The 25,167-nt window shown below is 29.6% G+C and carries 24 protein-coding genes; 11 read left to right on the forward strand and 13 right to left on the reverse strand.

The genetic code is table 11. The annotated features are described in order from the left end of the window. Positions 1 to 586: 586 nt before the first annotated feature. Positions 587 to 2,413, reverse strand: coding sequence for a lysophospholipid acyltransferase family protein (locus tag GFU93_RS05075; protein WP_160567763.1), 1,827 nt, complete (start codon positions 2,411 to 2,413; stop codon positions 587 to 589). A gap of 4 nt (positions 2,414 to 2,417) precedes the next feature. Beyond that, on the reverse strand, positions 2,418 to 3,665 hold the full coding sequence (locus GFU93_RS05080) for an aspartate kinase (RefSeq protein ID WP_160567765.1): 1,248 nt from the start codon (positions 3,663 to 3,665) through the stop codon (positions 2,418 to 2,420). A gap of 255 nt (positions 3,666 to 3,920) precedes the next feature. On the opposite strand from GFU93_RS05080, the gene fbp reads away from it, so the two are divergent. Further along, on the forward strand, positions 3,921 to 4,931 hold the full coding sequence (fbp, locus tag GFU93_RS05085) for a class 1 fructose-bisphosphatase (RefSeq protein ID WP_105296477.1): 1,011 nt from the start codon (positions 3,921 to 3,923) through the stop codon (positions 4,929 to 4,931). Then, positions 4,918 to 5,388 carry a GNAT family N-acetyltransferase gene (locus GFU93_RS05090; protein ID WP_160567767.1) on the forward strand — a complete coding sequence of 157 codons (471 nt, stop codon included), beginning with the start codon at positions 4,918 to 4,920 and terminating at the stop codon, positions 5,386 to 5,388. Before fbp ends, GFU93_RS05090 begins: the two co-directional genes overlap by 14 nt. Positions 5,389 to 5,469: 81 nt before the next feature. Here the strand turns inward: GFU93_RS05090 and GFU93_RS05095 are convergent, their stop codons facing one another. Continuing rightward, positions 5,470 to 8,013, reverse strand: coding sequence for a TonB-dependent receptor domain-containing protein (locus GFU93_RS05095; protein WP_160567768.1), 2,544 nt, complete (start codon positions 8,011 to 8,013; stop codon positions 5,470 to 5,472). A gap of 365 nt (positions 8,014 to 8,378) precedes the next feature. Continuing rightward, a complete protein-coding gene (locus tag GFU93_RS05100) occupies positions 8,379 to 8,873 on the reverse strand; it encodes a metallophosphoesterase (protein WP_105296480.1) in 495 nt (164 codons plus the stop codon). Between the two features lie 27 nt (positions 8,874 to 8,900). On the opposite strand from GFU93_RS05100, the gene truA reads away from it, so the two are divergent. The 4 genes from truA to GFU93_RS05120 all read left to right on the forward strand — a co-directional run bounded on the left by truA (position 8,901) and on the right by GFU93_RS05120 (position 13,519). Next, positions 8,901 to 9,650 carry a tRNA pseudouridine(38-40) synthase TruA gene (gene truA, locus GFU93_RS05105; protein ID WP_160567770.1) on the forward strand — a complete coding sequence of 250 codons (750 nt, stop codon included), beginning with the start codon at positions 8,901 to 8,903 and terminating at the stop codon, positions 9,648 to 9,650. Then, a complete protein-coding gene (locus GFU93_RS05110; protein ID WP_185150453.1) occupies positions 9,640 to 11,403 on the forward strand; it encodes an ABC transporter ATP-binding protein in 1,764 nt (587 codons plus the stop codon). The genes truA and GFU93_RS05110 overlap by 11 nt, the downstream gene beginning before the upstream one ends. A gap of 200 nt (positions 11,404 to 11,603) precedes the next feature. After that, on the forward strand, positions 11,604 to 12,422 hold the full coding sequence (locus GFU93_RS05115; RefSeq protein WP_160567772.1) for a 2,3,4,5-tetrahydropyridine-2,6-dicarboxylate N-succinyltransferase: 819 nt from the start codon (positions 11,604 to 11,606) through the stop codon (positions 12,420 to 12,422). A gap of 14 nt (positions 12,423 to 12,436) precedes the next feature. Beyond that, a complete protein-coding gene (locus tag GFU93_RS05120; protein WP_160567774.1) occupies positions 12,437 to 13,519 on the forward strand; it encodes a glycosyltransferase family 9 protein in 1,083 nt (360 codons plus the stop codon). Here GFU93_RS05120 and GFU93_RS05125 read toward each other — a convergent pair. The 3 genes from GFU93_RS05125 to GFU93_RS05135 all read right to left on the reverse strand — a co-directional run bounded on the left by GFU93_RS05125 (position 13,493) and on the right by GFU93_RS05135 (position 15,655). Further along, a complete protein-coding gene (locus GFU93_RS05125; RefSeq protein WP_160567776.1) occupies positions 13,493 to 13,876 on the reverse strand; it encodes a DUF423 domain-containing protein in 384 nt (127 codons plus the stop codon). The two genes, GFU93_RS05120 and GFU93_RS05125, sit on opposite strands and share 27 nt — an antisense overlap. A 12-nt stretch (positions 13,877 to 13,888) precedes the next feature. Then, complete coding sequence (gene nth / locus GFU93_RS05130) at positions 13,889 to 14,512, reverse strand: endonuclease III (RefSeq protein ID WP_160567778.1); 624 nt, start codon at positions 14,510 to 14,512, stop codon at positions 13,889 to 13,891. 273 nt (positions 14,513 to 14,785) lie between these two features. Continuing rightward, positions 14,786 to 15,655, reverse strand: coding sequence for an AraC family transcriptional regulator (locus GFU93_RS05135; RefSeq protein ID WP_160567780.1), 870 nt, complete (start codon positions 15,653 to 15,655; stop codon positions 14,786 to 14,788). 171 nt (positions 15,656 to 15,826) lie between these two features. Here GFU93_RS05135 and hemA point away from each other — a divergent pair, with 171 nt between their 5' ends. Continuing rightward, complete coding sequence (hemA, locus tag GFU93_RS05140) at positions 15,827 to 17,080, forward strand: glutamyl-tRNA reductase (RefSeq protein WP_160567782.1); 1,254 nt, start codon at positions 15,827 to 15,829, stop codon at positions 17,078 to 17,080. Between the two features lie 7 nt (positions 17,081 to 17,087). Continuing rightward, a complete protein-coding gene (gene hemC, locus GFU93_RS05145) occupies positions 17,088 to 18,005 on the forward strand; it encodes a hydroxymethylbilane synthase (protein ID WP_160567784.1) in 918 nt (305 codons plus the stop codon). Between the two features lie 9 nt (positions 18,006 to 18,014). Here hemC and ribH read toward each other — a convergent pair whose 3' ends face one another. The 5 genes from ribH to GFU93_RS05170 form a co-directional block, all read right to left on the reverse strand. Continuing rightward, entirely contained in the window at positions 18,015 to 18,494 is a 480-nt protein-coding gene (gene ribH / locus GFU93_RS05150; RefSeq protein WP_160567786.1) for a 6,7-dimethyl-8-ribityllumazine synthase, read from the reverse strand. Beyond that, a complete protein-coding gene (locus GFU93_RS05155; RefSeq protein WP_160567788.1) occupies positions 18,494 to 19,201 on the reverse strand; it encodes a tetratricopeptide repeat protein in 708 nt (235 codons plus the stop codon). Before GFU93_RS05155 ends, ribH begins: the two co-directional genes overlap by 1 nt. Positions 19,202 to 19,238: 37 nt before the next feature. Next, positions 19,239 to 19,901: a leucyl/phenylalanyl-tRNA--protein transferase gene (aat, locus tag GFU93_RS05160; RefSeq protein ID WP_160567790.1), complete on the reverse strand. Its 663-nt coding sequence runs from the start codon at positions 19,899 to 19,901 to the stop codon at positions 19,239 to 19,241. 63 nt (positions 19,902 to 19,964) lie between these two features. Continuing rightward, positions 19,965 to 20,354 carry a DUF3127 domain-containing protein gene (locus GFU93_RS05165; RefSeq protein ID WP_105296492.1) on the reverse strand — a complete coding sequence of 130 codons (390 nt, stop codon included), beginning with the start codon at positions 20,352 to 20,354 and terminating at the stop codon, positions 19,965 to 19,967. Positions 20,355 to 20,489: 135 nt separating this feature from the next. Continuing rightward, positions 20,490 to 21,326: a flagellar motor protein MotB gene (locus GFU93_RS05170; protein ID WP_160542925.1), complete on the reverse strand. Its 837-nt coding sequence runs from the start codon at positions 21,324 to 21,326 to the stop codon at positions 20,490 to 20,492. A gap of 212 nt (positions 21,327 to 21,538) precedes the next feature. On the opposite strand from GFU93_RS05170, the gene GFU93_RS05175 reads away from it, so the two are divergent. Together GFU93_RS05175 and GFU93_RS05180 are read left to right on the forward strand one after the other, a co-directional pair. Then, complete coding sequence (locus GFU93_RS05175) at positions 21,539 to 22,306, forward strand: alpha/beta fold hydrolase (RefSeq protein WP_160542924.1); 768 nt, start codon at positions 21,539 to 21,541, stop codon at positions 22,304 to 22,306. A gap of 96 nt (positions 22,307 to 22,402) precedes the next feature. Further along, a complete protein-coding gene (locus tag GFU93_RS05180; RefSeq protein WP_105296495.1) occupies positions 22,403 to 22,732 on the forward strand; it encodes an iron-sulfur cluster assembly accessory protein in 330 nt (109 codons plus the stop codon). Between the two features lie 73 nt (positions 22,733 to 22,805). On the opposite strand, the gene GFU93_RS05185 is transcribed toward GFU93_RS05180, so the two are convergent. Further along, complete coding sequence (locus GFU93_RS05185; RefSeq protein ID WP_160542923.1) at positions 22,806 to 23,231, reverse strand: hypothetical protein; 426 nt, start codon at positions 23,229 to 23,231, stop codon at positions 22,806 to 22,808. Positions 23,232 to 23,624: 393 nt separating this feature from the next. On the opposite strand from GFU93_RS05185, the gene sufB reads away from it, so the two are divergent. Beyond that, positions 23,625 to 25,079, forward strand: a complete 1,455-nt coding sequence (gene sufB / locus GFU93_RS05190; protein WP_160567792.1) for a Fe-S cluster assembly protein SufB — start codon at positions 23,625 to 23,627, stop codon at positions 25,077 to 25,079. The last annotated feature ends 88 nt before the right edge of the window (positions 25,080 to 25,167 follow it).

The following is a 25,167-nucleotide window of genomic DNA, read 5'->3' on the forward strand; positions in this document are numbered from 1 at the left end:
ACTTATATATGTATTATTTTGTAAAATATTGATAGTTAATATATTATATTAGGTTAAAATTTATAAGTATAGTTTAGAAGTTTAAAACATTTCTGTAGTTAAAAAATTATATTTTAAAATTATAAATTATAAACAGCTCTAACATTAATTATATTTATTTATTTAAATAAAATCAAATTAATAATGTAAAAATTTATTTTTACATTATTAATGCTTAGTTTTACATACAACCAATAAGCATTTTATGATAATATGATATAACTATTCTAATTTTAATTTATGGTATTTTCAATTTATGAACAGTTATCTATTGGGATAATTATTATAAAAGAAAACATAGAAAAAGCCTTTAAATAAGCTTGTAGACAGGCTCAATATTAGTAAAGGATGGAAGAATGTGAAATAATCCTAGTATAGAAATAAAAAAAGGTAAATAATAGCTATTTACCTTTTTAAAATAGTAGATTAAATTTTTATAAAAAGTTCAACATTAGTAAGGTGTTGAAAATCTAAGTATAGAGTACTTTAATAAAAGCAATTAGTAATCTTGTTTCAATTGAATAGTTATAAACTTGTTAACAATTGTTTATTTTTCTTCCTTTTGGTTTTTTTTGTCCATAGAATCTAACTCCTCTAACACCGGATTAATAGTACTATCCGGAATATCACTTATTCTAATATACATCAATCCGTCAATGGCATCATTAAACTTAGGATCGACGTTAAAAGCAATAACACGGGCGTTTTGTTTTAAATATTTTTTGATCAATACGGGAAGTCTTAAATCGGGCTCAAGTTCATCTATTAACTTGTCAAATTTATTAAGATCATTATCCGCAGCATCAAAGAATAAATCTTTTTCATTAGATTTCAGATGAACTTTAAATTCATTTTTTGAATGTACATATTGAGCAACATAAGAATCAAAATAATGAGAACGCATAAATTCAACCATTATCGATTTTGAAAAGTTGGAAAATTGATTGCTTATACTTACACCTCCCACCAGGTATTTATAATGTGGATTTCTTAAGCAAACATGTACAATCCCTCTCCATAAAAGTAATAAGGGCATAGGTTTTTTTTGATATTCACTGGAAATAAACGCCCTACCCATCTCAATGATTTTTTTAAAGAAAGGATGTACTTCCGAATCATATTCGAAAAGAGAAGCAGTATAAAAACCTTTTATTCCGTATTTTTCATAAATCTCTTTTCCCATTCCCATTCGATAAGCACCCGCGATAAGTTTATTTTCTTTATCCCATAAAAATAAGTGATGATAAATTTGATCGAATTCATCCAGATCAAAAGGTTCATTGGTTCCCTCTCCCACTTCGCGAAAACAAATTTCTCTTAAACGGCCAATTTCACGTAAGATATTAGGTATTTTTTCAGGTTTAGCTAAATAGACTTCATATTGAGAATTGGAAAATAGTTCACAATCAATTTCTTTTAAAAGCTCAACTTCTTTTAAGATTAATTCATGAGGTGTCTCTTTAATAATAGGCTTAACTTCATTGGAATTAGCAGACTTAGTCATTGCTGATACTGAAAGAAACTTTATATTTTTAAATGGATTCTTAACGGTAGTATAGAATGATTTAAGCATATATACCTTATTCCTTAAAAAATTACCGTAAGACTTGATATCTGTATATTCATCTTGCTGTTTAACTGAAATAGGTTTACCGATTCGTATTTTAATAGGCGCTTTTCTTTTTCTAACCAATTCTCTAGGCAGCATCGCAGTCTGTAAATCCGGATGAATATTATACATTTTATAAAACAACTTACTGTTTCTCGCATGAAAATATACAGGAATTACGGGTACTTTAGCTTTTTTCAAAAGTTTTAAGGCACTTTCTACCCATTCTCTGTCTTGATATTCTTTGGTATCCGGGTAATAATGAGAAACTTCACCGGCCGGGAAAATGATAACACAATGATTATCTTTCAAGATACGCAAGGTTTCAATAAAACCTTTTTTACTGTCAAAAGTATCTTTTCTGGTTTCAAAAGGATTAACAGGAATAATAACTTTTTTTAAAGGTTCAATTTTTTGCAATAAAAAATTAGTCATTATTTTAAAATCCGGACGAATTTCTGAAACAATTTTCATTAAAATTATGCCATCTAATCCTCCTAGAGGGTGATTGGAAACGATTATAAAAGGTCCTTTTTCAGGAATTCTTTTTAAATCTTCCTCATGAATTTCGTAGTTAATTTTTAAATGTTTTAAAACTGCAGTAAGAAATTCATTGGTAGGTAAATCTTTATTTTCAGTACAGAATTTATTTATATGACCAAGTTTTGAAACATTCATAAGGGTCCATGCTATACCCTTTCCAATAAAACCAAATTTCTTTAGGTTTAAAGTATTTTGTATATCCTCTAAGGTGACTAAACTCATATTGTTATTCTTTTACAATTGCTTGGTAAGTTTGTTTTACCAATTGTTCTAATAAAACTGTTTTTCCTTTTTTAAAATTATTTCGTATTTTTTGTGAACTATTCGTTATCGTAAATAGACGCACATTTTCTTCTAATGTTACATTAAAAGAATTTGCGAGTATATTCAGTAAAATGTTAATTGAATTAAATTTGTCTTCAATAACCAGTGAAACTGAACAAGCAGAAACCTTGATCATGTTAGTTTTAATATTCAGTTCAGTAAGTTGTTTGAAGAGTATACAAAGAGTATCTTCCAGATTATAAGTAAAATAAATGGAAGAAATAGTAAGCAAATGTACATTTAATTTTCGTATGAAACAAGAGACGCTGGGATCTCCCTTAACTCCTTTCGTAATATAAGTTCCATGATTTTCAAGTTCTAAAAAAGAACGAATGTTCAGTGGAATCTCACCTTTATACAAAGGAAAAATGGTTTTCGGATGAAGGATGGATGCTCCAAAAAATGACATATCCATAGCCTCTTCATAGGAAAGAGATTTTAATAATTGAGCGTTTTCATAGTAGTCAGGATCTCCGGTCATAATTCCCGGAACATCTTTCCAAATGGTAACACCTTCAGCATGTAAACAATAGGCAATTATGGCAGCAGAATAATCTGAACCTTCCCTTCCCAGAGTTACAGTAAAATTGCCGGAATTCGAAGCTAAAAAACCTTGAGTAACATATGTTTGAGAAGTATCAAAATTTTCAAATTGTTTTTGCGTACGTTCCCAATCTATAGTCCCTTCTCTATAATTATCATCAGTTTTTAAATAATTTCTACTATCAATCCAAGTATTGGTAATTCCTGAATAATTTAAAAAAGAGCTTAAAATTCTAGATGAAATAATTTCACCAAAACTTACCGTTTGATCGTATAAGAAATTAAAATTATCGGATGTATTGTTAGTTAGTAAAGATCGCAAATTTTTAAAAATATTCTTAATATCGTTATAAACTTCCGTATAATTAGAAAATAATTTTTTAACTATTTCTAAATGCTCCTCCTCTATTCTGTCTATTAATAGTTTATAAGTATCATTATTATGAAAGTATGCTTGAATAACATCTTCTAATGCGTTAGTCGTTTTACCCATGGCCGAGACAACAATAATGGTTGATTTGTATCCGGTTTGGTTTAAAACTTTTAAAATAGCACGTACATTTTTTTCATTTTGTACTGAAACACCTCCAAATTTATAAACTTTCATAAATGATAGTTATATATTTTCAATATATAAAAAACACATTTTCCCGTAAATAAATCTTGTGAAAAAAGAATTTTTACACATCGGGAATTCACGTATTAATAGACTTAAAATTTATATTATAATGATAAACAGTACAATAAGTATTTTAAATATTAAAAGACCTTCAGCAAATATATGACAAATCTGCATATTACTTATAAAGTACAACCAAAAATCAATATATTTGGAACATTCAAAAAACTAAATATATAAAATATGAAATCGAAGAGCTCACAGACTTTAGGCGAATTTATAATTGATAAACAGGCAGATTTTAAATATTCTTCAGGAGAGTTGTCACGCCTTTTAGGAGCAATAAGATTAGCCAGTAAAGTTGTTAATCAGCAAGTTAATAAAGCTGGGCTCGTTGATATTATTGGAGCAATTGGAAATCAGAATATACAAGGTGAAGAGCAACAAAAATTAGATGTGTTTGCCAATGATGTATTTATTGGAGCCTTAAAAAATAGAGAGGTAGTTTGTGGAATTGCTTCCGAAGAAAATGAAGACTTCATCAGTATAAATTCTAAAGATAATTCACATAATAGTAAATATGTGGTATTAATTGATCCATTAGACGGATCTTCCAATATCGATGTAAATGTTAATGTAGGAACTATTTTTTCTATTTATAGAAGAATATCGGAAGATGGACCGGTAACATTGGAAGATTTTTTACAACCGGGAAATAAACAGGTAGCAGCCGGATATATAGTGTACGGTTCATCAACAATGTTAGTATATACAACAGGTAACGGTGTAAATGGTTTTACTTTAGATCCGGCTTTGGGAGTGTTTTATCTTTCACATCCTAATATTAAAATACCTGAAGATGGAAAAATATATTCCGTAAATGAAGGAAATTATCTTAAATTTCCTCAAGGAATTAAGAATTATATAAAATATTGTCAAGAAGAAAAAGAAAATAGACCGTATACTTCCCGTTATATCGGATCTTTAGTTTCCGATTTTCATAGAAATATGTTGAAAGGAGGCATTTACCTATATCCTTCCTATTCACAAGCCCCTAAAGGCAAATTACGATTGTTATATGAATGTAATCCTATGGCATTCCTTGCGGAACAAGCAGGAGGAAGTGCCAGTGATGGTTTTACACGAATATTAGATTTAAATCCTGTTGAATTGCATGAAAGAACACCATTTGTTTGTGGATCAAAAAAAATGGTTGAAAAAGTAGAAAAATTTATGAAAGATGCCCAAGAGTAGCACTCATCCCTATGATTATGTTTTAAAAAAATTTGATCAACTTACTTTAGACGAATTGTATAACTTATTACGATTAAGAAATGAAGTATTTATAGTCGAGCAAAAATGTTTATACCAGGATTTGGACTATAAAGATTATAAAGCGCATCATTTATTAGTGTATAAAGGGGAACAATTAGTTGCTTATTCCAGGATTTTTCCTGAAAAAGTTTCCTTTAATGAAGCTTCCATTGGAAGAATTATAGTTTGTAAGGAATATCGTTCTACCGGTTTAGGAAAAATTTTAATGGAAAAATCCATAGAGTCATTATTTACACTTCATGGTAAACAACCGATAAGAATCGGTGCTCAATATTATGCAGTTCCATTTTATAAAAAATTTGGATTTGAAACTGAAGGAGAGATTTATTTTGAAGATCATATTGAGCATATTGAGATGGTAAAGAAAGAAGACTAATATTCATATAAAAAAAGTAAAAATTAAAGGCTGATAATATTTAAATTATCAGCCTTTATTGATTTATATAAAATTGAGTATTTATTTTAACGGACCGGAAGGTAACAATTTGTTAGAATTTGAATTAGTATCTTCTTCAATAATTGTATTTTCCTTTTTAATATTACGGTTTTTATCAAAACTGTAAGATAGTTTAATATAGAACAATTGATCGCTGTCTCTACTGTAATAATTGGTTCTTAAATTAAAGTTATTAATATCAGAATTAAACTTAGTAGGACCCAATATATTTTGAATACCTAAAGAAGCCTTAATAGTTTTGTTACTAAAGGATCTTGAAAGTTCTATATTAGAATAACGGAAAGGTTTATAGGATTTGTAAATTTCAAAATATCCCTTATCTGTACTAGATAAAAAGAAAGTGGTTAATTTAAAATCTTTTGGAAGGATTAATTGAGCATATATTACATAAAACCACATAGGTTTTACTTTATCTAAATATGGATAATCGTTTACTTTGTAGTAATTATACATCCCGTAAAGGTAAATGAAATTCATTTTATCCATATTCATAGGCTCGTCAAAGAATTTTTTACCCATGGTAACCAATTTAAATGGAATAGGAATACCAACCCATACGTTATAGTTTTTCATGCCGTGAAATGTACGAGTAGTTTGATTTACGGTTAATGAATTGTCTTCAGTCTCGTAATACAGCATATTTATATTTTTAGAATACGTATAGTTGAAAGAGATTTTCAAATATCTCCATGCACTTAAAGAAACTTCATAGTTATCGTAATAATCCGGTTTAAGATGTAAGTTTCCTTCCGAAGTATTGAATTCGTCAAAATAGTTGGTTAAATTCGGATCCATATTAGAATAGGAAGGAGGCATCATACTCTTTCTGTAGGTAGCATTAAAATCCAGCGTAGGATTAAATTTATATAGTAAACTAAAAGATGGGAAAAACTTTTCAAACGTATATTTAATACTTTGATCAGTAGTTTTTACTTTATTTTTAAATTCTAAATTTTCATAACGAACCCCTGCAGTCAAATCCAACTTTTCAAATTTTTTGCTTAGCTCTCCATATAAAGCATATTGATTTTCATCGTATATAAAATCCCTGAATGAATTATAATCCGGATTTTCCAGTATAGAAGAAGAAGTATTTAAAAGATTATATTTTCCGTTACTGGTATATTTAGTATGAGAATACTTTCCACCGGTATTCATTTTTATTCCTACCTTATTAAAAGAAAATTCAAAATTAGGATTCACTTGAAAATAATCGGATTTATAATCAATATCATTTACAGAATATTTATAAACACCCTCATTATTTTGAATACTGTTATTTGTTGAATTTTTGTTAAAGTGTTTATAAGATGCCGTTATATCAAACAAGTTTCCTAACGTATCTAATTTAACCTTATATTTTGTGGTTAATTCATAATTGGTGTTATCTTCCGAATATTTTGAATTATTTAAAAGATTAATTGGTTCAATATCGTTAGAGCTCAAAGATTCACCTGTATAATGATTACTGTTATCAGTATAACTTAAGTTATAATTGATCAATAAATTACTGTTTTTGTTAAGGCGAATATTTGAAGAAGGTCTGAAATAATAAAAACGATTATATTTATTTTCAATATTCTTTTGATCAAAAATAATGGAAGGAGTGAAAGAAGTAAATTCCCTTTTATAATAGGTAGTTTTATCGTTTTCCCTATAATTATAACCACTATTTAATTGTAAGGATACACTTTTTAAACGACTATTTAAACTAATGGAAGGAGATACGCGGTTGTTCTTGTTAAATTGGTAATTTAAAGAAGCAGATCCGTTTATTCCTCGCAATGCCCGACCATTCGTAATAATATTTATAATACCACCCCCTGTTTTAGCATCGTAAGAAGCTCCCGGGTTAGATATAATTTCAATTTTTTCAATAGCATTTGATGGTAAACTTTGTAATAAATTTTCTAAGTCTCCACCCGATAGACCTGTCGGGATATCATCAATATAAATAGTCATGGACTTACCATTTACGGTAAGATTTCCACCATATCCCTTGATTACCCCCGGAAGTTTTGTTAAAGTTTCTTGTGCACTTCCGCCGGAAAGTAAATCATTATCCTTTATCGTATAAGTTGTCTTGTTAGCTTCTAATTTAATAAATTTCTTACGTGCCCCGGTCACTGTTACTCCCTCAATTTCTTTTTCAGCAGATTGGGAAGGTTTCTGAATTTCTTCACTAATTTCGGGATATGTACGTGTTAGATAAACCTCACCTAAATATAGGGTATCTTTACTTTGTTTGGTAATAGTGAAATCAAGATATTGTGATTCATATTCAGGTACTGAAATATAAATTCGAAAATTACCAGAAATTTTAGTTATTGCATAACTATTAAAACACTTTGTAGAAACTAAACTTTTTAGGTCTTTATAACCGGAACTATTTTCATATTGGAATGTAAAGTTTTTCTTTACGTTAACATCAACACAGGAATTTTTTTCTTTATCTATAACTTTAAAAGCTACTACAACTTTTGATTGAGCAACACCTAATAAAGGGAGCATCATTAAAGATAAACGAATAACAGATCTTATCATATACTGAATTTGGCAGAATAATTTTTAAACATTAGTATCATTTGATATTAATTATGTTACGTTAAATACTGTAAAATATTTAATCGTAATCAAAAAATTTGCCTAAATGTAACAACAAAATTCGTTATTTTAAATCAGCATATAGAGTATCATTAATATATTATGATTTAAATAATAATATTAATATTAGTTAATATTTATAAATTTAATAATTATTTAGGAAAAAAATAAATTAAATTGAAGAAATATTCAGGCGAGTATTATTAGAATTGCTAAAGATTAAATTTTAAAATTTTTTGAATTTTACTGTATAAAAGGGACGCTAAGTCTATATATTATTACTTAGTGGAAAACATAAAAACAAATCATCTAGTAAATTCAATAACTTCTAAATTCTGTATAGTTTCCTGATTTATTTCAAATCGTAACATAGTCCTTACTTTATGAAATCCATAGATTCCTATAGCACCCGGATTCATATGAAGTAAATGTAGTTTTTTATCATTCATAACTTTTAAAATATGTGAATGACCGCAAATAAAAAGTTTAGGAGGATTCAATTTTATTTCTTCGCGTATGATTGGTGCATATTTACCCGGATAACCGCCAATATGGGTCATCCATACATCCACTTTCTCACAAAAAAAACGTAGATTAAGAGGGAATTCTTTACGAATTTCTGTTCCATCAATATTTCCATAGACCGCTTTAAATACCGGAACCGTTTTTTTTAAAGTTTCGGAAACCTTTATATCACCAATATCACCTGCATGCCAAACCTCGTCTGCTTGGGAAGCATATTCCAATATACGATCATCAATATAAGAATGGGTATCGGAAAGCAATAATATTTTTCTCACTATTTTTGTAGTAAATTTACAATAAAATTGCGTTATTTCATTCAATTTTCATACGATGGTACTCAGTATTACGGGTATCAGAGACAGCCAAAACATATATCAGTACAAGAAAAATTAGAATCGGCATTAAGTCGATTACTTAGAAAAGAAATAAAAACAATTGGAGCAGGAAGAACCGATACGGGAGTTCATGCAGCTGAAATGTATGCTCATTTTGATTGGGAAAAAGAATTGCCGGATCAATTGGTGAGAAAACTAAATTCTTTATTGCCTTCGGATATTTCCATAAAAGCAATATTCCGAGTTAAAGACTCAGCACATGCACGTTTCGATGCAACGGAAAGAATTTATAAGTATAGAATTTCTACCCTGAAAAATCCTTTTAAACAGCAATTCCATGCTCAATTTCTTTTCTATCAGTTTGATGTAGATAAAATGAACAAAGCTGCAAAAGTATTATTTGAATATAAAGATTTTACCAGTTTTTCAAAACTACATTCGGATAATAAAACGAATGATTGCTATATTTACCAAGCAGAATGGCAACAATATGAAGATGAATTAGTATTTACCATCGCTGCCAATAGATTTTTGAGAAATATGGTTAGAGCAATTGCAGGAACTCTCATGGATGTTGGCAGAGGAAAAATTGATGAAAAGGAATTTAGAAACATAATTGAAAAAAAAGACCGTAAATTTGCTTCCACTTCAGCACCTGCTAAAGGTCTTACTTTAGTGAAAGTTAACTATCCTCAGGACATATATTATGAAACATAAAAAAGAAAAAAACGTAAAAGCAGGTCAAGCACTTTCTCGATTAATGGAATTGGGAAGTAAATATCCTGTATGGTTTTATTCTACAATTTTTATAGCATTAGCGTTAGCATATGTTTCCTCTTTCCGTCCGGTTGTAATAAGTCATGCAATAGATGTTGATATTATTAAAAATAAAAATTTTTCAAATTTATATCATTCCCTTTTGCTTATTTTTTTATTAATGTTGACTGAAGTTGTTTTACAATTTTTTTTAGTTTATGCTTCTAACTTTGTTGCTCAAAATGTAATTCGTAGCTTACGTATAAAATTATACAAAAAGCTCATTTATTTTAAATCTTCTTTTTTCGATAAAACGCCTTTAGGAGTGTTAGTCACTCGCTCTGTATCCGATATCGAAACTATTTCAACTATTTATACCGATGGAATTTTAATGGTTTTAGGAGATATTCTTCGTATAATTTTTGTGGTAGTAACGATGTATTGGATTAATTGGGAATTAGCAACCATAGCATTGTTCATCTTCCCGATAATGACTATTATAACTCGAATATTTCAAAAAGCCATAAAAAAAGCTTTTTCAGAAGAAAGAAATCAAACAGCCAATCAAAACAGCTTTGTTCAAGAGAGGCTGTCAGGAATGACCATCGTTCAAGTATTTAATCAACAGAAAAAAGAATATAAAAAGTTTTTTCAAATTAATCAAAAATTAGAAAAAGCCTATCTTAAAACAGTTTTCTATTTTTCACTTTTCTTTCCTGCTGTTGATATTATTACTGGTATTGCCATTGGTGTCATGATATGGTATGCAGGTTATAATGCATTAACGGCACACAATATATCACCGGGTGTAGTTATAGCTTTTACTACTTCCTATGTGAACATGCTGGTAAGGCCCATGAGGCAAATAGCAGATCGCTTTAATACCATTCAAAGAGGTATTGTTGGAGCGGAACGAGTTTTTACCGTTTTGGATTCCAATCATGAAATATCAAATAAAGGAACTGTAAAAAAAGACAACATTAAAGGAGATATCATTTTTGACCATGTGTCATTTTCATACGTAAAAGGAGAAAGTGTTCTTAAAGATCTTTCATTTACGGTTTCCGGTGGAGAAAAAGTAGCAATTGTTGGAGCTACCGGAGCAGGAAAATCAACTATTATAAATTTATTAAGCCGTTTTTATGAAATTTCGGGAGGACATATATATATAGACGGAACGGATATAAAATCATATGAATTGCACAATTTACGGTCGCACATCGCTGTTGTATTACAAGATGTATTTTTATTTAATGATACCATTTTAGAAAATATCACTTTTGGAAATAAAGATATAACCTTAGAAGAAGTACGGAAAGCTGCAAAAGAAATTCAAATAGATGATTTTATAATGAGCCTTCCCAATGGTTACGGCTATGAAGTAAGTGAACGGGGAGCTTCCATCTCTTTAGGTCAACGACAATTGATTTCCTTTTTACGGGCTTATTTATATAACCCTTCTATTCTGGTGTTAGATGAAGCAACTTCTTCTATAGACACTAAATCAGAGGAATTAATACAAAAAGCTACCGATAAGATTACTAAAAATCGAACTTCCATTATTATTGCTCATCGTTTAGCTACCATACAGAATGCGGACAAAATTATCGTATTAGATCATGGGAAAATAGTTGAAATAGGAAACCATAATTCCTTGTTACAACGAAAAGGGTATTATAGAAAACTTTACGAAGCCCAATTTTCCCAAACTTAAAATCAATATCCATTATAAATTTTTAATATTTACCGGCTAATTATGTTTATACATTACTGTTTATTTTATTAAAAATGAATAACAATTCACCTAATAATAAATTTTATTCTTATTATATTTCTAAAATATGTGTGTATACATGTAAATAAACGTAAAAAACAATTATAAAAATTGTTAAATTTGTTGTATAAACAAAAAATATGAAAGATTTACAACAAACTATTGAAAAAGTTTGGAATGACCGTGCATTATTATCGGATAAAGAATATCAAAAAGCAATTCAAGAAGTAATTGAATTGTTAGACTCAGGAAAACTAAGAGTAGCACAGCCGTTAGAAGATGGAAAATGGCAAGTAAATGAGTGGGTTAAAAAAGCGGTAGTATTATATTTCCCTATACAAAAAATGGAAACCTATGAAGTAGGTATTTTTGAGTATCATGATAAAATTCCTTTAAAAACAGGATATGCAGAAAAAGGAGTTCGTGTAGTACCTCATGCAGTTGCAAGAAAAGGAGCATATATTTCCAGCGGTGCGATCTTAATGCCTTCTTATGTTAATATAGGTGCTTATGTAGATGAAGGTACTATGGTAGATACTTGGGCAACCGTAGGAAGTTGTGCTCAAATTGGTAAAAATGTACATTTAAGCGGAGGTGTTGGTATTGGTGGTGTTTTAGAACCTTTACAAGCGGCACCGGTTATTATTGGAAATAATTGCTTTATTGGTTCACGTTGTATTGTTGTAGAGGGTGTACATGTTGATGATGAAGCGGTTTTAGGAGCAAACGTTACCTTAACTTCTTCTACTAAAATAATTGATGTTTCAGGAAGCGAACCTAAAGAATACAGAGGATATGTGCCTCCACGTTCAGTAGTAATTCCCGGGTCTATAACTAAAAAATTCCCTGCAGGAGAATATAACGTAAATTGTGCCTTAATTATAGGAACTAGAAAAGAAAGTACAGACAAGAAAACATCGTTAAATGATGCTCTTAGAGAGCATAACGTATCTGTTTAGATATTAATCATATAGTGAAAGCGCTATTAATACAATATAACAATGTGGGAGAAGTATTACTCTCCAGTGTAATTCCTAATAATCTAAAGAAAATCTATCCGGATATTAAGATAGATTTTCTTTGTTATAAAAAATATATTGGAGTTATACAGAGAAATCCTAATATTGACCGTATAATAGCTATAGATACGGAGCATATACGTTCCGTACTTTTCGTATATAAATATATCCAGTTAGTAAGAAGTGAAAAATACGACATACTTATTGATATGTCGCAGAATTTTAACAGTATCTTGCTAACCCTATTTTCAAAAGCAAAGAAAAAATACAGTTTTTTCAATCCTTTATTGGATAAATTTTATGATAAAACCGTCTCTAAAGTAGAAGAACCAATTACTCAAACGTGTACTTTATTGGAAGATCGTTTAGTAATCTTACAAGAATTTCTAAAAGATAATCCTATACCTATCGATCCGTTAGCTAAAATATATCTAGCAGAAGATGAAATTGAGGACGCTAAAGAAAAAATGATAAATGCGGGCATACATTTTAAACGACCGGTAATTATGTTGGGTGTTTTGGGTTCAAACATACATAATACTTGGACGGTGGGTAATATGGCAAAACTTATAGATTTTATTTGGGCAAATTATAGAGCCGATTTATTATTTACCTATTTGCCTTCGCAGTATAAACAAGTAAACGAGCTGCTATCTTTACTAAATTCTAATACCAAAGTATTTGTTCAGCCGGTAGGAAAAACAATACGTGAGTATGCCGCTTTTATGCAAAATTGCACTTTATTTATTGGAAATAGCAGTAGATTTGTAATTACGGCAAAAGCTCTGCAAAAACCTACTTTCACCATTTATCCTCCTTATATCAGTAGAAAAGATATTGCCTGTTATGAAAATACTAATTTACATCAAAGTGTTCATTTACACGACTTTTCTCCCAGGCTATACGAAGACTTTTATCAAAATGAATTAAAAAATGACTCGTCTAAATTTTACTTGATGTTGTCGTATGAATTTGTAATAGTAAAAGTTAGAACGTTTTTAAAAGAGCATTTAATTACTTTTAATAAAATAAAATAATAAACAAGCCCACCCTATGATCATAAATGTTCCCCCAATGGGAGTTACAGGGCCTAAAAAACGTAAATTGATATTCCAATAATCAGAAAAAGCTAATAGATAAATACTGAAAGAAAATAGAAATGTACCTATAATCATTCCCCATCCGGCCCATTTTTCCAAACCCGAGCTAAACGATAGAGAAAATCCAATAATTAAAAGAGCCAATGCATGATACATTTGATATTTAACACCCGTTTCAAAGCTTACTAATTTTTCAGCTGAAAGCATTTTTTTAAAAGCATGAGCACCGAATGCTCCTAAAATAATGGAAATTAAACCATATAAAGCCCCTGCAACAAGAACAATATTTTTCATAATTTTAATTAACTAATTTTCTAATAAATATTTGGTTATAAAATCTTTTTCTAGATTCCAGCCTCTAGCCGGAGAATATTCCCGACCGTAAAAAATAATTTGAATGTGTAAGATATTCCATAATTCTTTAGGAAATAACCGTTTAGCATCTTTTTCTGTTTGTTCAACATTTTTTCCGTTGGTTAATTTCCATAATTTCATAAGTCTGTGAATGTGTGTATCAACAGGAAATGCCGGGTGTCCAAAACCTTGGCTCATGACAACGGAAGCCGTTTTATGACCCACGCCGGGTAAGGCTTCTAATTCCTCAAAATTTTCCGGAACTTCACCGTTATATTTTTCTACCAAAATAGTAGAAAGTTTATGGATATTTTTGGATTTAGTATTCGATAAACCTATTTCTTTTATATATTCTTTGATTTCCCACTCAGGCAATTCAGCCATTTTAAAAGCATTGGGAGCAACTTTGTAGAGAGCAGGTGTAACTTCATTAACCTTCTTATCCGTTGTTTGAGCAGAAAGTAAAACGGAAATTAATAAAGTAAATACATCTTGATAGACTAATGGAGCAACAGGGTTTGGATAGAGCTTGTTTAACTCCGTTATTATGTACTCTACTTTTTCCTTTTGTTTCATTAAAGCATATAAATTATAATCTAAAAATACTAAATTTTAAATTAGGTTGATGTTATAGAGAAATAAAATTTCTATTTGTTTTGAAAATGCAAATAAAAATAAGTCTTATAAGTATATAGTAATTTATTATGTATTTGGATTGAATTATTTGGAGAAAATTTAAATTATCGTCACATATAAAAATCGTGATTACGATTTGTTAGAAAAAATTTATATCCAAATAAAGAGAAAAAAATTTTAAAATAAACGTGTATACCAGTTATGAAAATATTGTTATTTCATCATCCATTGCTTGGGAGTAATTCCATATTTTTTCTTAAAAGCCTCTATAAAATGACTGGGATTTTCATATCCTAAATCATAAGCGATTTCCTTCACCTGTTTAACTTTCAAGTTTAATTTTTCTTTACCGATTTCTAATTTTGTATCCAGTATAAAATGAGAAATAGATTTTCCGTATATTTTTTTAAAACCTTCTTTAATTTTATACTCACTTAAATTAGTAGTTTCAGAAAGTTTTTTTAAAGTAGGTGGAGAAGCTATATTCTCCATTAAGAACTCTTTTATTTCATAAATCTTACGAATGAATTTCTCATCTTTTATAGGTAAATGGTATGAAGAAGTAGAGGTATTTGAAGAAAAATAATAAAGTAAGAATTCATGTAATTTCAATGTCAAATAATGATTTTCAAATTCTTGATCCAAGGTAAAATCTTCCAGTTGTGAAATAATTAACTTTTCTTGAATGCTTAAAGGTTTTTCATGATAAAATTTTGTGTAATTGTTTTGAATGAGTAAAGGAAGTTTATCTTTATGTTTAGAAAAAATATCTTCCAGTTTTTGAATAGCTATTACAAAAATGACCAGTTTTGATTTTTTCGATAAACTGATATTAATAGGAATATCTATTTCAGGATGAAAAAGAAGTAAGGAATTCCCTTCATTCATAACACGTAAAGATTCATTTTTAAAATGAAAAGAGGCTCTTCCTTTAGTACAAAGATAAAATTGCACAAACCGTTTGCCAACAGGTTTGGAAATAGTATCAGTCAGAATAGTATAATTATCTATCTGAGCCATATAAATATCCGAACCAATTTTGTTTTCTCTAATTCTACTTTTAAAGGTATTTTTTAAATCCATTAACAAATTCTTTATCTATCAATTTAAAACCACAAAATCATGATATTTATCATGTTAATTAACTATTTAGATTAGTTCTAAAATTGTAAAAATTTACTTTTAGAGGTATTTTTTTATAAATATAGGTATTTTCTCCATACATGGACTCATAAATTTGCTTCAACAAAATATATGAAAAAGCTTCAGCCTAATAATATTAAAAACTTTTATGCAATAAGTTTGAGCTTTGTAAAGGCAGATACAGAAATTAGAGGAAAATTTAGTTTTTTTCCTGAATTTGTGGAAGAGTTTTCCAACAAAATTAACTCCCTGTCGGATACTCATATTTTCATATTATCCACATGTAACCGTACAGAATTATATTTTCAAACAGAAAACCCGGATTATGTAATTGATATATTTTGCAAGCAAATAAAAGTAGATTCTGCTGAATTTAGAAAGTATATAACCCTTTATAGAAGAGAAGAAGCCATTAAACATTTTTTAAGAGTTTCAGCCGGTTTAGAAAGTCAAATTATAGGTGATTTTGAAATCATATCTCAAATAAAAACATGGTTTAAAAGATTTAAAAAACATAGTTGCACTAATGCTTTTTTGGAAAGATTACTAAACACAGGCATTCAAATCTCAAAAAAAATTAAGTATACAACTGCAATAAGTACAGGAGTTACGTCTATGTCTTATGCAGCAGTACATTATATTTTAACTCATTTCACGCAACTATCAGATAAAAAAATTACCTTGATAGGTACAGGAAAAATTGGTAAAAACACTTGTGAAAATTTAATAAAACATATCAATATTCCTAACATAACAGTACTTAACAGAACCTTTTCTAAAGCGCAAGAAGTAGCCCAAACATTCAATCTAAAGGTGGTAAACTATGAGCAAATGCAGGAACAGGTTATTAATTCAGATATTGTTATTGTAGCGACCGGGGCATCGAAACCTATAATTACAAAAAAAGATTTACACTCTAATCAACCCATAACTTTAATTGATTTATCTATCCCTTCCAATGTTTGTTTATCTGTAAAAGAATACAATCATATAACTTTAATAAATGTTGATGATTTGTCCCAAAAAATCAACGAAACACTGGAACTAAGAAATAAAGAAATTCCTATAGCAGAAGGGATTATAGATGAAATGATAAATGAATTTATAATTTGGTCTGAAAATAGAAAATATGCGCCGATCATTCACGCTTTCAAATCAGATTTAGAGAAAATTAAAGAAAATCAATTGAAAACACTAAAAAAAGATCAGATGGTAGTTTCAGAAGAACAAACAGAATTATCAAATCGTTTAGTACAAAAAATTACCGACAGACTAGCTAACTATCTTATTACTAACCCTGAAAAAGCAGATGACACCATAAATTTATTTACGGAAATGTTTCAACTGCAAGAATATAAATTATAAAATATTTATGAGCCCTATTCGTATTGGCACACGAAACAGCCCATTAGCAATGTGGCAAGCGTTAAAAGTGCAAAAGAAAATTAAGGAATTAGGTTTCCAAGCTGTAATTGTACCCATTACTTCACATGGAGATAAGGATCTCACACAACCTTTGTATCAAATGGATATTATTGGTGTTTTTACAAGAGATTTGGATATTGCACTTTTAAATGATAAGATAGATGTTGCTGTACACAGTCTAAAGGATGTACCCACCTTATTACCGGAAGGAATACATTTATCAGCGGTTCTAGAAAGGGATTATGAAGCAGATGTATTAGTTAGAAATCCGAATAAAATAGAAAAACTAAATTCTTATGAAAATTTATATTTAGGAACAGGCAGTTTAAGAAGGAGAGCCTTTTGGAAAGCAAAATATCCAGAAGTAACATTTGGAAATATACGCGGAAATGTACAAACCAGATTATCAAAATTAGATTCAGAAGGTTTTGATGGAACTATTTTTTCACTTGCAGGAATAAAGAGATTGGGTTTACCTTTGGATTATGAAGTATTGGATTTTATTATTCCGGCTCCTGCACAAGGTGTAGTTGGCATTACCTCTTTAGAAAAAAACAGAGAATTAACAGAATTGGTAAGAAAAATTAATCATAAGGACACTCAAATCTGTATAAATATTGAAAGGGATTTTTTAAATAGCATTGAAGGAGGCTGTACAGCGCCCATAGGAGCTTTAGCCAAAATTAAAAATGACCAAGTATATTTTAAGGCAGGAATAGTTTCTTTAGACGGGACTAAAAAAGTACTTCTAGATGAAAGTTTTCCAATTTCAGAATCATTTGAAAAAGGAAGAATACTTGCCTTGAAAGCTAAAAAAATGGGCGCTGAAGAGATAATAAACGAAATTAAAGCCTATAGAGAATAAGTAATAAAATTACTTATTCTTTAACTCAGCCATTCGTACTGCAACTACTCCGGCTTCTACCCCTTTATTTCCTAATTTTCCACCACTACGATCTAAAGACTGTTGTACATGATCATCCGTAAGTACGCAAAATACCACCGGTGTATCCATGTGTGTATTTAAATACGTAACACCATCCGTAACAGTTTTACATACATAATCAAAATGAGCCGTTTCGCCTCTTATAACGCATCCTATTACAATAACTGCATCATAAAGCTTTGTGTTACATAGTTTGGTTGCCCCGTATACTAATTCAACAGATCCGGGTACGAATATAGAATCAATATCAGATTCTTTAGCACCTAAATTAAGTAAAGTATCAACAGCTCCTTTGTGTAAGTTATAAGTAACTTCAGAATTCCAATCTGAAATAACAATACCGAAACGATAGGCTCCGGCATTGGGTAAATTTTCTTTATTATAGATAGATAAGTTTGTTGTTGCCATTATTGTTTTCCTGTTGCGTATTTAAGTCTTTCGATATATGCGTCTACTTCTCCTGAAGCATCTACATCCGGAAATTTATCTTTAATATTTTGAAAAAATTCTAAGGCTTTTTCGTTTTGGTTTAAAGACATAGCCAATATACCGGCTTTTTTACTGAATTGATAAACAGTGGCTGCATTTGAACTTTCATTAGCAGCTTTAGTCATATAATTTAGTGCTTCATCTGTGTTATTAAGTTCGGCATAAGTATCAGCAATAGCGCCATATTTAACGGCTTTTAAATCTTTGTCAGAAGTATCAAATTGGTTAAAATGGTCCAATGCATTTTGATAGTTTCCTTTTTTAAATTCGGCTATTCCGGCATATAAATGAGCAAATTTTCCTGCTTTTGTAGATCCATATTCTTCAGCGATGTCAATAAAACCGGAAACTCCGCTGGATTTTCCACCTAATGCCTGATCTGATTTTCCTTCATCATATAAATTTTGAGCGTCTACCAGTAAATCGGAGGCCTCAATATTTTTTGGAGTTACTACATAATTATCATAAATAACATATCCTAAAACTGCGATAATTACAATAGCAAAAAAAATACCTATCGGTTTTGCATACTTTTGTAAGAATTTTTCACCATCTAAGGCAGAAGTATTTAAAGAATCTAAAATTTCTTTAGTTGCGTAATTGTGCTTTCCTTTATGTTTTGACATGTGTCTGAATATGTTTTTAGTGCGCTAAAATAGGCATTTATAAATTGAAATCCAAATTTTTAATGGCCTCGCATTCTAAGTAGGTTTCGAATTTTTCCCGTGAGATTTCAACGGCTCCAAGTTGTTCCAGATAAGAAGAATAAATTTGACAATCAATAATTTTATATTGATGAGAATATTTTTGGATGAAATAGGTAAATCCGCATTTTGAAGCATTACTGATTTTTGAAAACATACTTTCTCCGCAAAATACGGTATGTAAATCTATACCGTAAAATCCTCCCACCAAATCATGGTTTTTCCAAACCTCAACACTTTTTGCCAATCCCCTTTCATGCAAGTTACAATAAGCATGGAACATTTCTTCGGTAATCCAAGTACCTGCTTGACCTGTTCTTTTAATGGAAGCACATTGTTTAATTACTTCCGGAAAACATTGGTTTTCCGTAAATTCAAAATACTCTTGATTCAGTAATTTCTTAGTTGATTTAGAAATTTTTAAATTTTTTGGATAGAGTACAAATCTGGGATCCGGAGACCACCATTGTATAATCTCCTTAGGATTATACCAAGGAAAAATCCCCGATTTGTATGCCAGAAGTAATCTTTCCGGTGTTAAATCTCCACCTATGGCAAGAAGTCCGCTTTCATCAGCCAAAGAGATATCGGGAAATTCTAATTTTTGTGTTAACCGGTACATACGTATAAAAAAAGCACCTTTTTTAGCGGTGCTTGAATAATTTTTAAATATATGAGTATTTTATTAAAACGGTAAATCATCATCCTCTTCTTCTTGCATACTTGGAGCAGATGGTGCAGGAGATATATGTGCGGAAGGAGGAACCATAGGATTATCTTGTCCCATTCCGGAAGAAACAGGCATTAATTTTTCAATTCTCCAGCCGGTTATGCTGTTGAAATATTTAGTTTCACCTTGTGGATTAACCCATTCACGACCTCTGATATTAATTGATACTCTTACATCATCTCCTACATTAAAAGAATTAATGATATCTACCCGATCTCCTAAAAGCTCAATTAAAATATGCTGAGGATATTGTTCTTCCGTAGTTAACACTACTTCTCTTTTTCTGAATCCGCTATCAAATGTTTGAATATCAGATATTAATTTTATTCTTCCTGCTATTTCCATATCTACTGTTTTTAGTTTAGAATACAAAATTAAAAAATAATTTTCAGCGAAAAAAAAAGATATTACCGGGTTTTTAATAAAAAGAAAAGGATCCCAAAAAGGATCCTCATATATTGTAAATCAAAGAAAAGTATTTTATTTTACTTTTTGATCCATTAATTGCATAAATTGATCTAGTTTAGGAAGAATTACAATTTCAGTTCTTCTGTTAACTGCTTTATTTTCAGGATTTGTATTAGGAACTTTTGGTTGATATTCTCCGTGACCTCCGGCAAGTAATCTGGCAGGATCCACTCCGAATTTAGTTTGTAACATTTTAACAACTGAGGTTGCTCTCATGGCACTCAAATCCCAGTTATCTCTTATACAACCTGCAGCAGAATTTTTAAATTGATCATTGTCAGTATATCCCTGAACTTGAACATCATAATCTTTGTAATCATTGATAATTTTAGCTACCTTTTCCAAAACATTTTCTGCAGTTGGAAGCACATCATAACTACCGGATTTATAAAGCATTTTATCTGATAATGAGATGAATACTACTCCTTTTTGAACTTGAACGTCTACATCACTGTCATTTAAATTATCTAAAGAACGTTTTAATTTATTAGATAAAGCAAGATTTAAAGAGTCATTTTTTGCACGAGCTTCTGTCAAACGTTTAATATACGCATTAGATTCATTAATTTGACTAATTAATTTGTCTATATTAACAGTTCCGGCTTTTCCGGTAGCCATACAGTCGGCTAAATTTTGTTGTAATACGTCATTTTGTTTACGTATCAAATTCATTTGTTCTTCCAAAGATTTGTTTCTCTCTTTTAAAGAAGTGATCGAACGATCTTTTTCAACATTTCTTTCTAGACAAGATTCATAATTAGCTTTTGCCTGTTCAAATTCTTTTCTACTTACACAAGACATTGCTAATAAGCCAATAGAAGATAGCAATGCTAATTTAATAATTTTCATATCTTTTATATTATATATATTTTATTAAAAAATCTGTAAAAACAATCAATCAAAAGTAGATCATTAAAGGCTACTCAGGATATTTTTAATGGTAAAAATAGTAAATTAAAATTAAAAATGGTATAAATACTGATATAAAAATTGAAAACAAAGGATTCTTAAGTTGCTTTGTAAAAAATTGTACTTTTGTATTTATTAATGCTTATAACAGTATGCTATACTACAGAGATAAAGGAAAAGGTAAAGTTATAGTTTTTTTACACGGTTTCTTAGAAAATTCAAGAATGTGGAGGTTTTTTCAAAATAATTTATCCAAGAAATACAGAGTTATAGCCATTGATTTACCGGGTCATGGAAGATCTTCTAAAAAAACAAATGAAGTCAACAGAATGGAAGATATGGCCAAAAAAGTAAACAATGTTTTGGAGCATTTGAAAATAGATGATGTAATAATTATAGGCCATTCGATGGGAGGATATGTAGCATTGGCCTTTGCAGATTTATATAAGTATAAAGTTTCCGGATTGGGTTTATTTTATTCTACCACATTACCGGATGATGAAATAAAAAAAGAACAAAGATTAAAAGCTGCCGAAGTAGTAGTTAAAAATCCAAAAGAATTTTTCCGTTTATCAATTCCTAATTTATTTGCTCCTGAAAATGTTCCCCTTATGCAATCAGAAATAAAAACAGCAATTTCTTGGGCTAAACATGCTTCTTTAACAGGGATATCAGCTGCTTTAAAAGGCATGAGGTTACGTAAAGACAGGACAGATGTTTTAAGGAATTTAGACAAACCCATCTTACTCATTTTGGGTAAATATGATACTGCAATTAAAAATGCCGAATTAATAAATAAATTAGAAGGTACAGAACATCTTTCTATTTTTGAGATTTCTACCGGACATATGGGAGCATTAGAAGCACCTGAAGAATGCTTAGAAATTATGGAATTCTGGTTAAATCAAAATTTTAATTGATGTCATTATTACAATTACTTATATGTAGTGTAAAATGAGTAAGAATTATTATTTGTAATTTTGTATTAGTGTAAACCTATTTATTTGTTTAATAGTATGATAAAGGTATCGCAAGAAGCAGAAAAAAAAATCATTGAATTGATGAAAGAAAGTGGTTTTGACAGTACTAAAGATTTCGTAAGAGTAGGAGTAGCAAGCGGGGGGTGTTCGGGATTGTCATATAAGCTGAATTTCGATCACAATCAAAACCCTGAAGATAAAGTCTTTGAAGATAAAGGAATTAAGATATTGGTTGATAAAAAATCCTTTCTTTATTTAGTAGGAACTACGTTAGAGTACTCCGGAGGTTTAAATGGAAAAGGTTTTGTTTTTAACAATCCCAATGCTCAAAGAACCTGTGGGTGCGGTGAAAGTTTTGCTGTTTAAAAGAATAAAAAAGTATATAAAAAAACCTTCTTTTTAAAAAGAAGGTTTTTTTATAGCTATTAATTACTTACACTTATTTCTTCATTACTTCAGCAGCCATGCTATCTAACTTTCTTACGAAATCATTAAATTTATTTAATTCTTTAGGGTTTGAAGACAATTCTTCACTTATAATTTTTCTAGTAATAATTAATTTTTGATTTTTCTTGGTAAGCTCTGTTAATTTATTAATATCTTTTGCATCGGCAGCATTAATATATTGATCAATATACGATTTATAATCTACCAAAAACTTTTGTATTTTAGCGTCTGAAAATTTAGGAATGTCTTGGTTTAAAATTTCACTTACAGTGTCTGTAGATAAGTCAATAGGTTCTTCCTTTATTATATTTGAATTGGATTCCGTTATTTGTTGATTTTCAGTTGTTTTTTGGTCGTTTTTACAAGATTGAAAAGTAATTGTATTAACAATAAATAAAGATAAAATTATTTTCTTCATATAAAAATTTATTTTCGGCTAATGTATAAAAAAATGATTCAAAAATTATAAAAAGATACTTATTAGTAGTTTTATGAAATATTTATTATAATTTACTATATATTTATTTTAAAAAGTTTATAATTAGTCTAATACATGCTTAATTTATAATTTTAATTTTAAATATTTATATTTTTATTAAATATTTTTTTTAATTAATATAGCTTAATAAAATACTTGATTTTATTCTATTATTAAAAATCCATCTCTAGTTTAAAATTTAAAATTCCATTATTTAAAAAATCTATCAATGTGTATTTATAATGTTTGATAAACTCAGTATTTTTGCACATAGAACCAATCTAAGTTTAATAAAGATAGCTGAGCTGTCTTCGAATCAAATCAATTGATAAAATGAGCAGAGCAAAATATACAGAAGAAGAATTACGGTTAGACCTTGAACAAAAAGATTATGAATATGGTTGGACCACGGATTTGGAATATGAAGATTTCCCTACCGGATTAAATGAAGATATAGTTCGTGAAATTTCCAAAAGAAAGAATGAACCGGAATGGATGTTGGAATGGAGATTAGACTCTTTTAAATTATGGAAAGAAATGAAAGCTCCTCATTGGGCTAATGTTACTTTTAAAGAGCCTGATTTCAATAGTATAAAATATTATGCGGCACCTAAACAGAAAAAAGAATTAACGAGTTTAGAAGAAGTAGACCCGGAATTATTGAATACTTTTGACAAACTAGGCATTCCGTTAGAAGAACAAAAAAGATTAACAGGAGTAGCAGTAGATGCGGTAATAGATAGTGTTTCAGTTAAAACAACCTTCACAGAAACATTGGCTGAAAAAGGAATTATTTTTTGTTCTATTAGCGAAGCCATTCAAAATCATCCGGATTTAGTTAGAAAATATTTAGGAAAAGTAGTGCCTAAAAGCGATAATTTTTATTCTGCTTTAAATTCGGCAGTTTTTTCAGATGGTTCGTTTTGCTATATACCAAAAGGAGTGAAATGTCCGATGGAACTTTCTACCTATTTTAGAATTAATCAATCCGGAACCGGTCAATTTGAAAGAACACTTCTAATAGCCGATGAAGGAAGCTATGTTTCCTATTTGGAAGGATGTACAGCACCTCAAAGAGACGAAAATCAATTACATGCAGCAGTGGTTGAATTAATCGCTTTAGACGGAGCAGAAATAAAATATTCAACCGTACAAAATTGGTATCCGGGAGATAAGGATGGTAAAGGAGGTATTTATAACTTCGTAACTAAAAGAGCTCTTTGCGAAAAAAATGCTAAAATTTCTTGGACACAAGTTGAAACGGGTTCTGCTGTAACATGGAAATATCCATCCTGTATTTTGAAAGGGGATAATTCAATTGGAGAATTTTATTCAATAGCAGTAACTAATAATTTTCAACAGGCAGATACAGGAACAAAAATGATCCATATTGGAAAAAATACACGATCAACAATCATATCAAAAGGAATTTCTGCAGGTAAATCACAAAACAGCTATCGAGGATTAGTTAAAGTTTTACCTCAAGCAGATAATGCAAGAAATTTCTCTCAATGTGATTCTTTGCTGATGGGTAATAATTGTGGAGCTCATACCTTTCCCTATATTGAAATAAAAAATAAATCTGCTCAAATGGAACATGAAGCCACAACCTCCAAAATAGGTGAAGATCAGATTTTTTATTGCAATCAGCGAGGTATTGACACTGAAACTGCAATAGCTTTAATTGTTAATGGATTTAGTAGAGAAGTACTTGATAAGCTTCCTATGGAATTTGCAGTAGAAGCAAAAAAATTACTGGAAATTTCATTAGAAGGTAGTGTTGGATAAAAGCGTTGGATAAATATATTGTTCAGTAAAAAAAAAACTTTCTATACCTTAGAAAGTTTTTTTTATTTGGTTATTTTTTCAACTATTT

Origin of the sequence: Apibacter sp. B3546, assembly GCF_009827885.1 — a bacterium.
In the GTDB taxonomy this organism is placed as follows: Bacteria; Bacteroidota; Bacteroidia; order Flavobacteriales; family Weeksellaceae; genus Apibacter.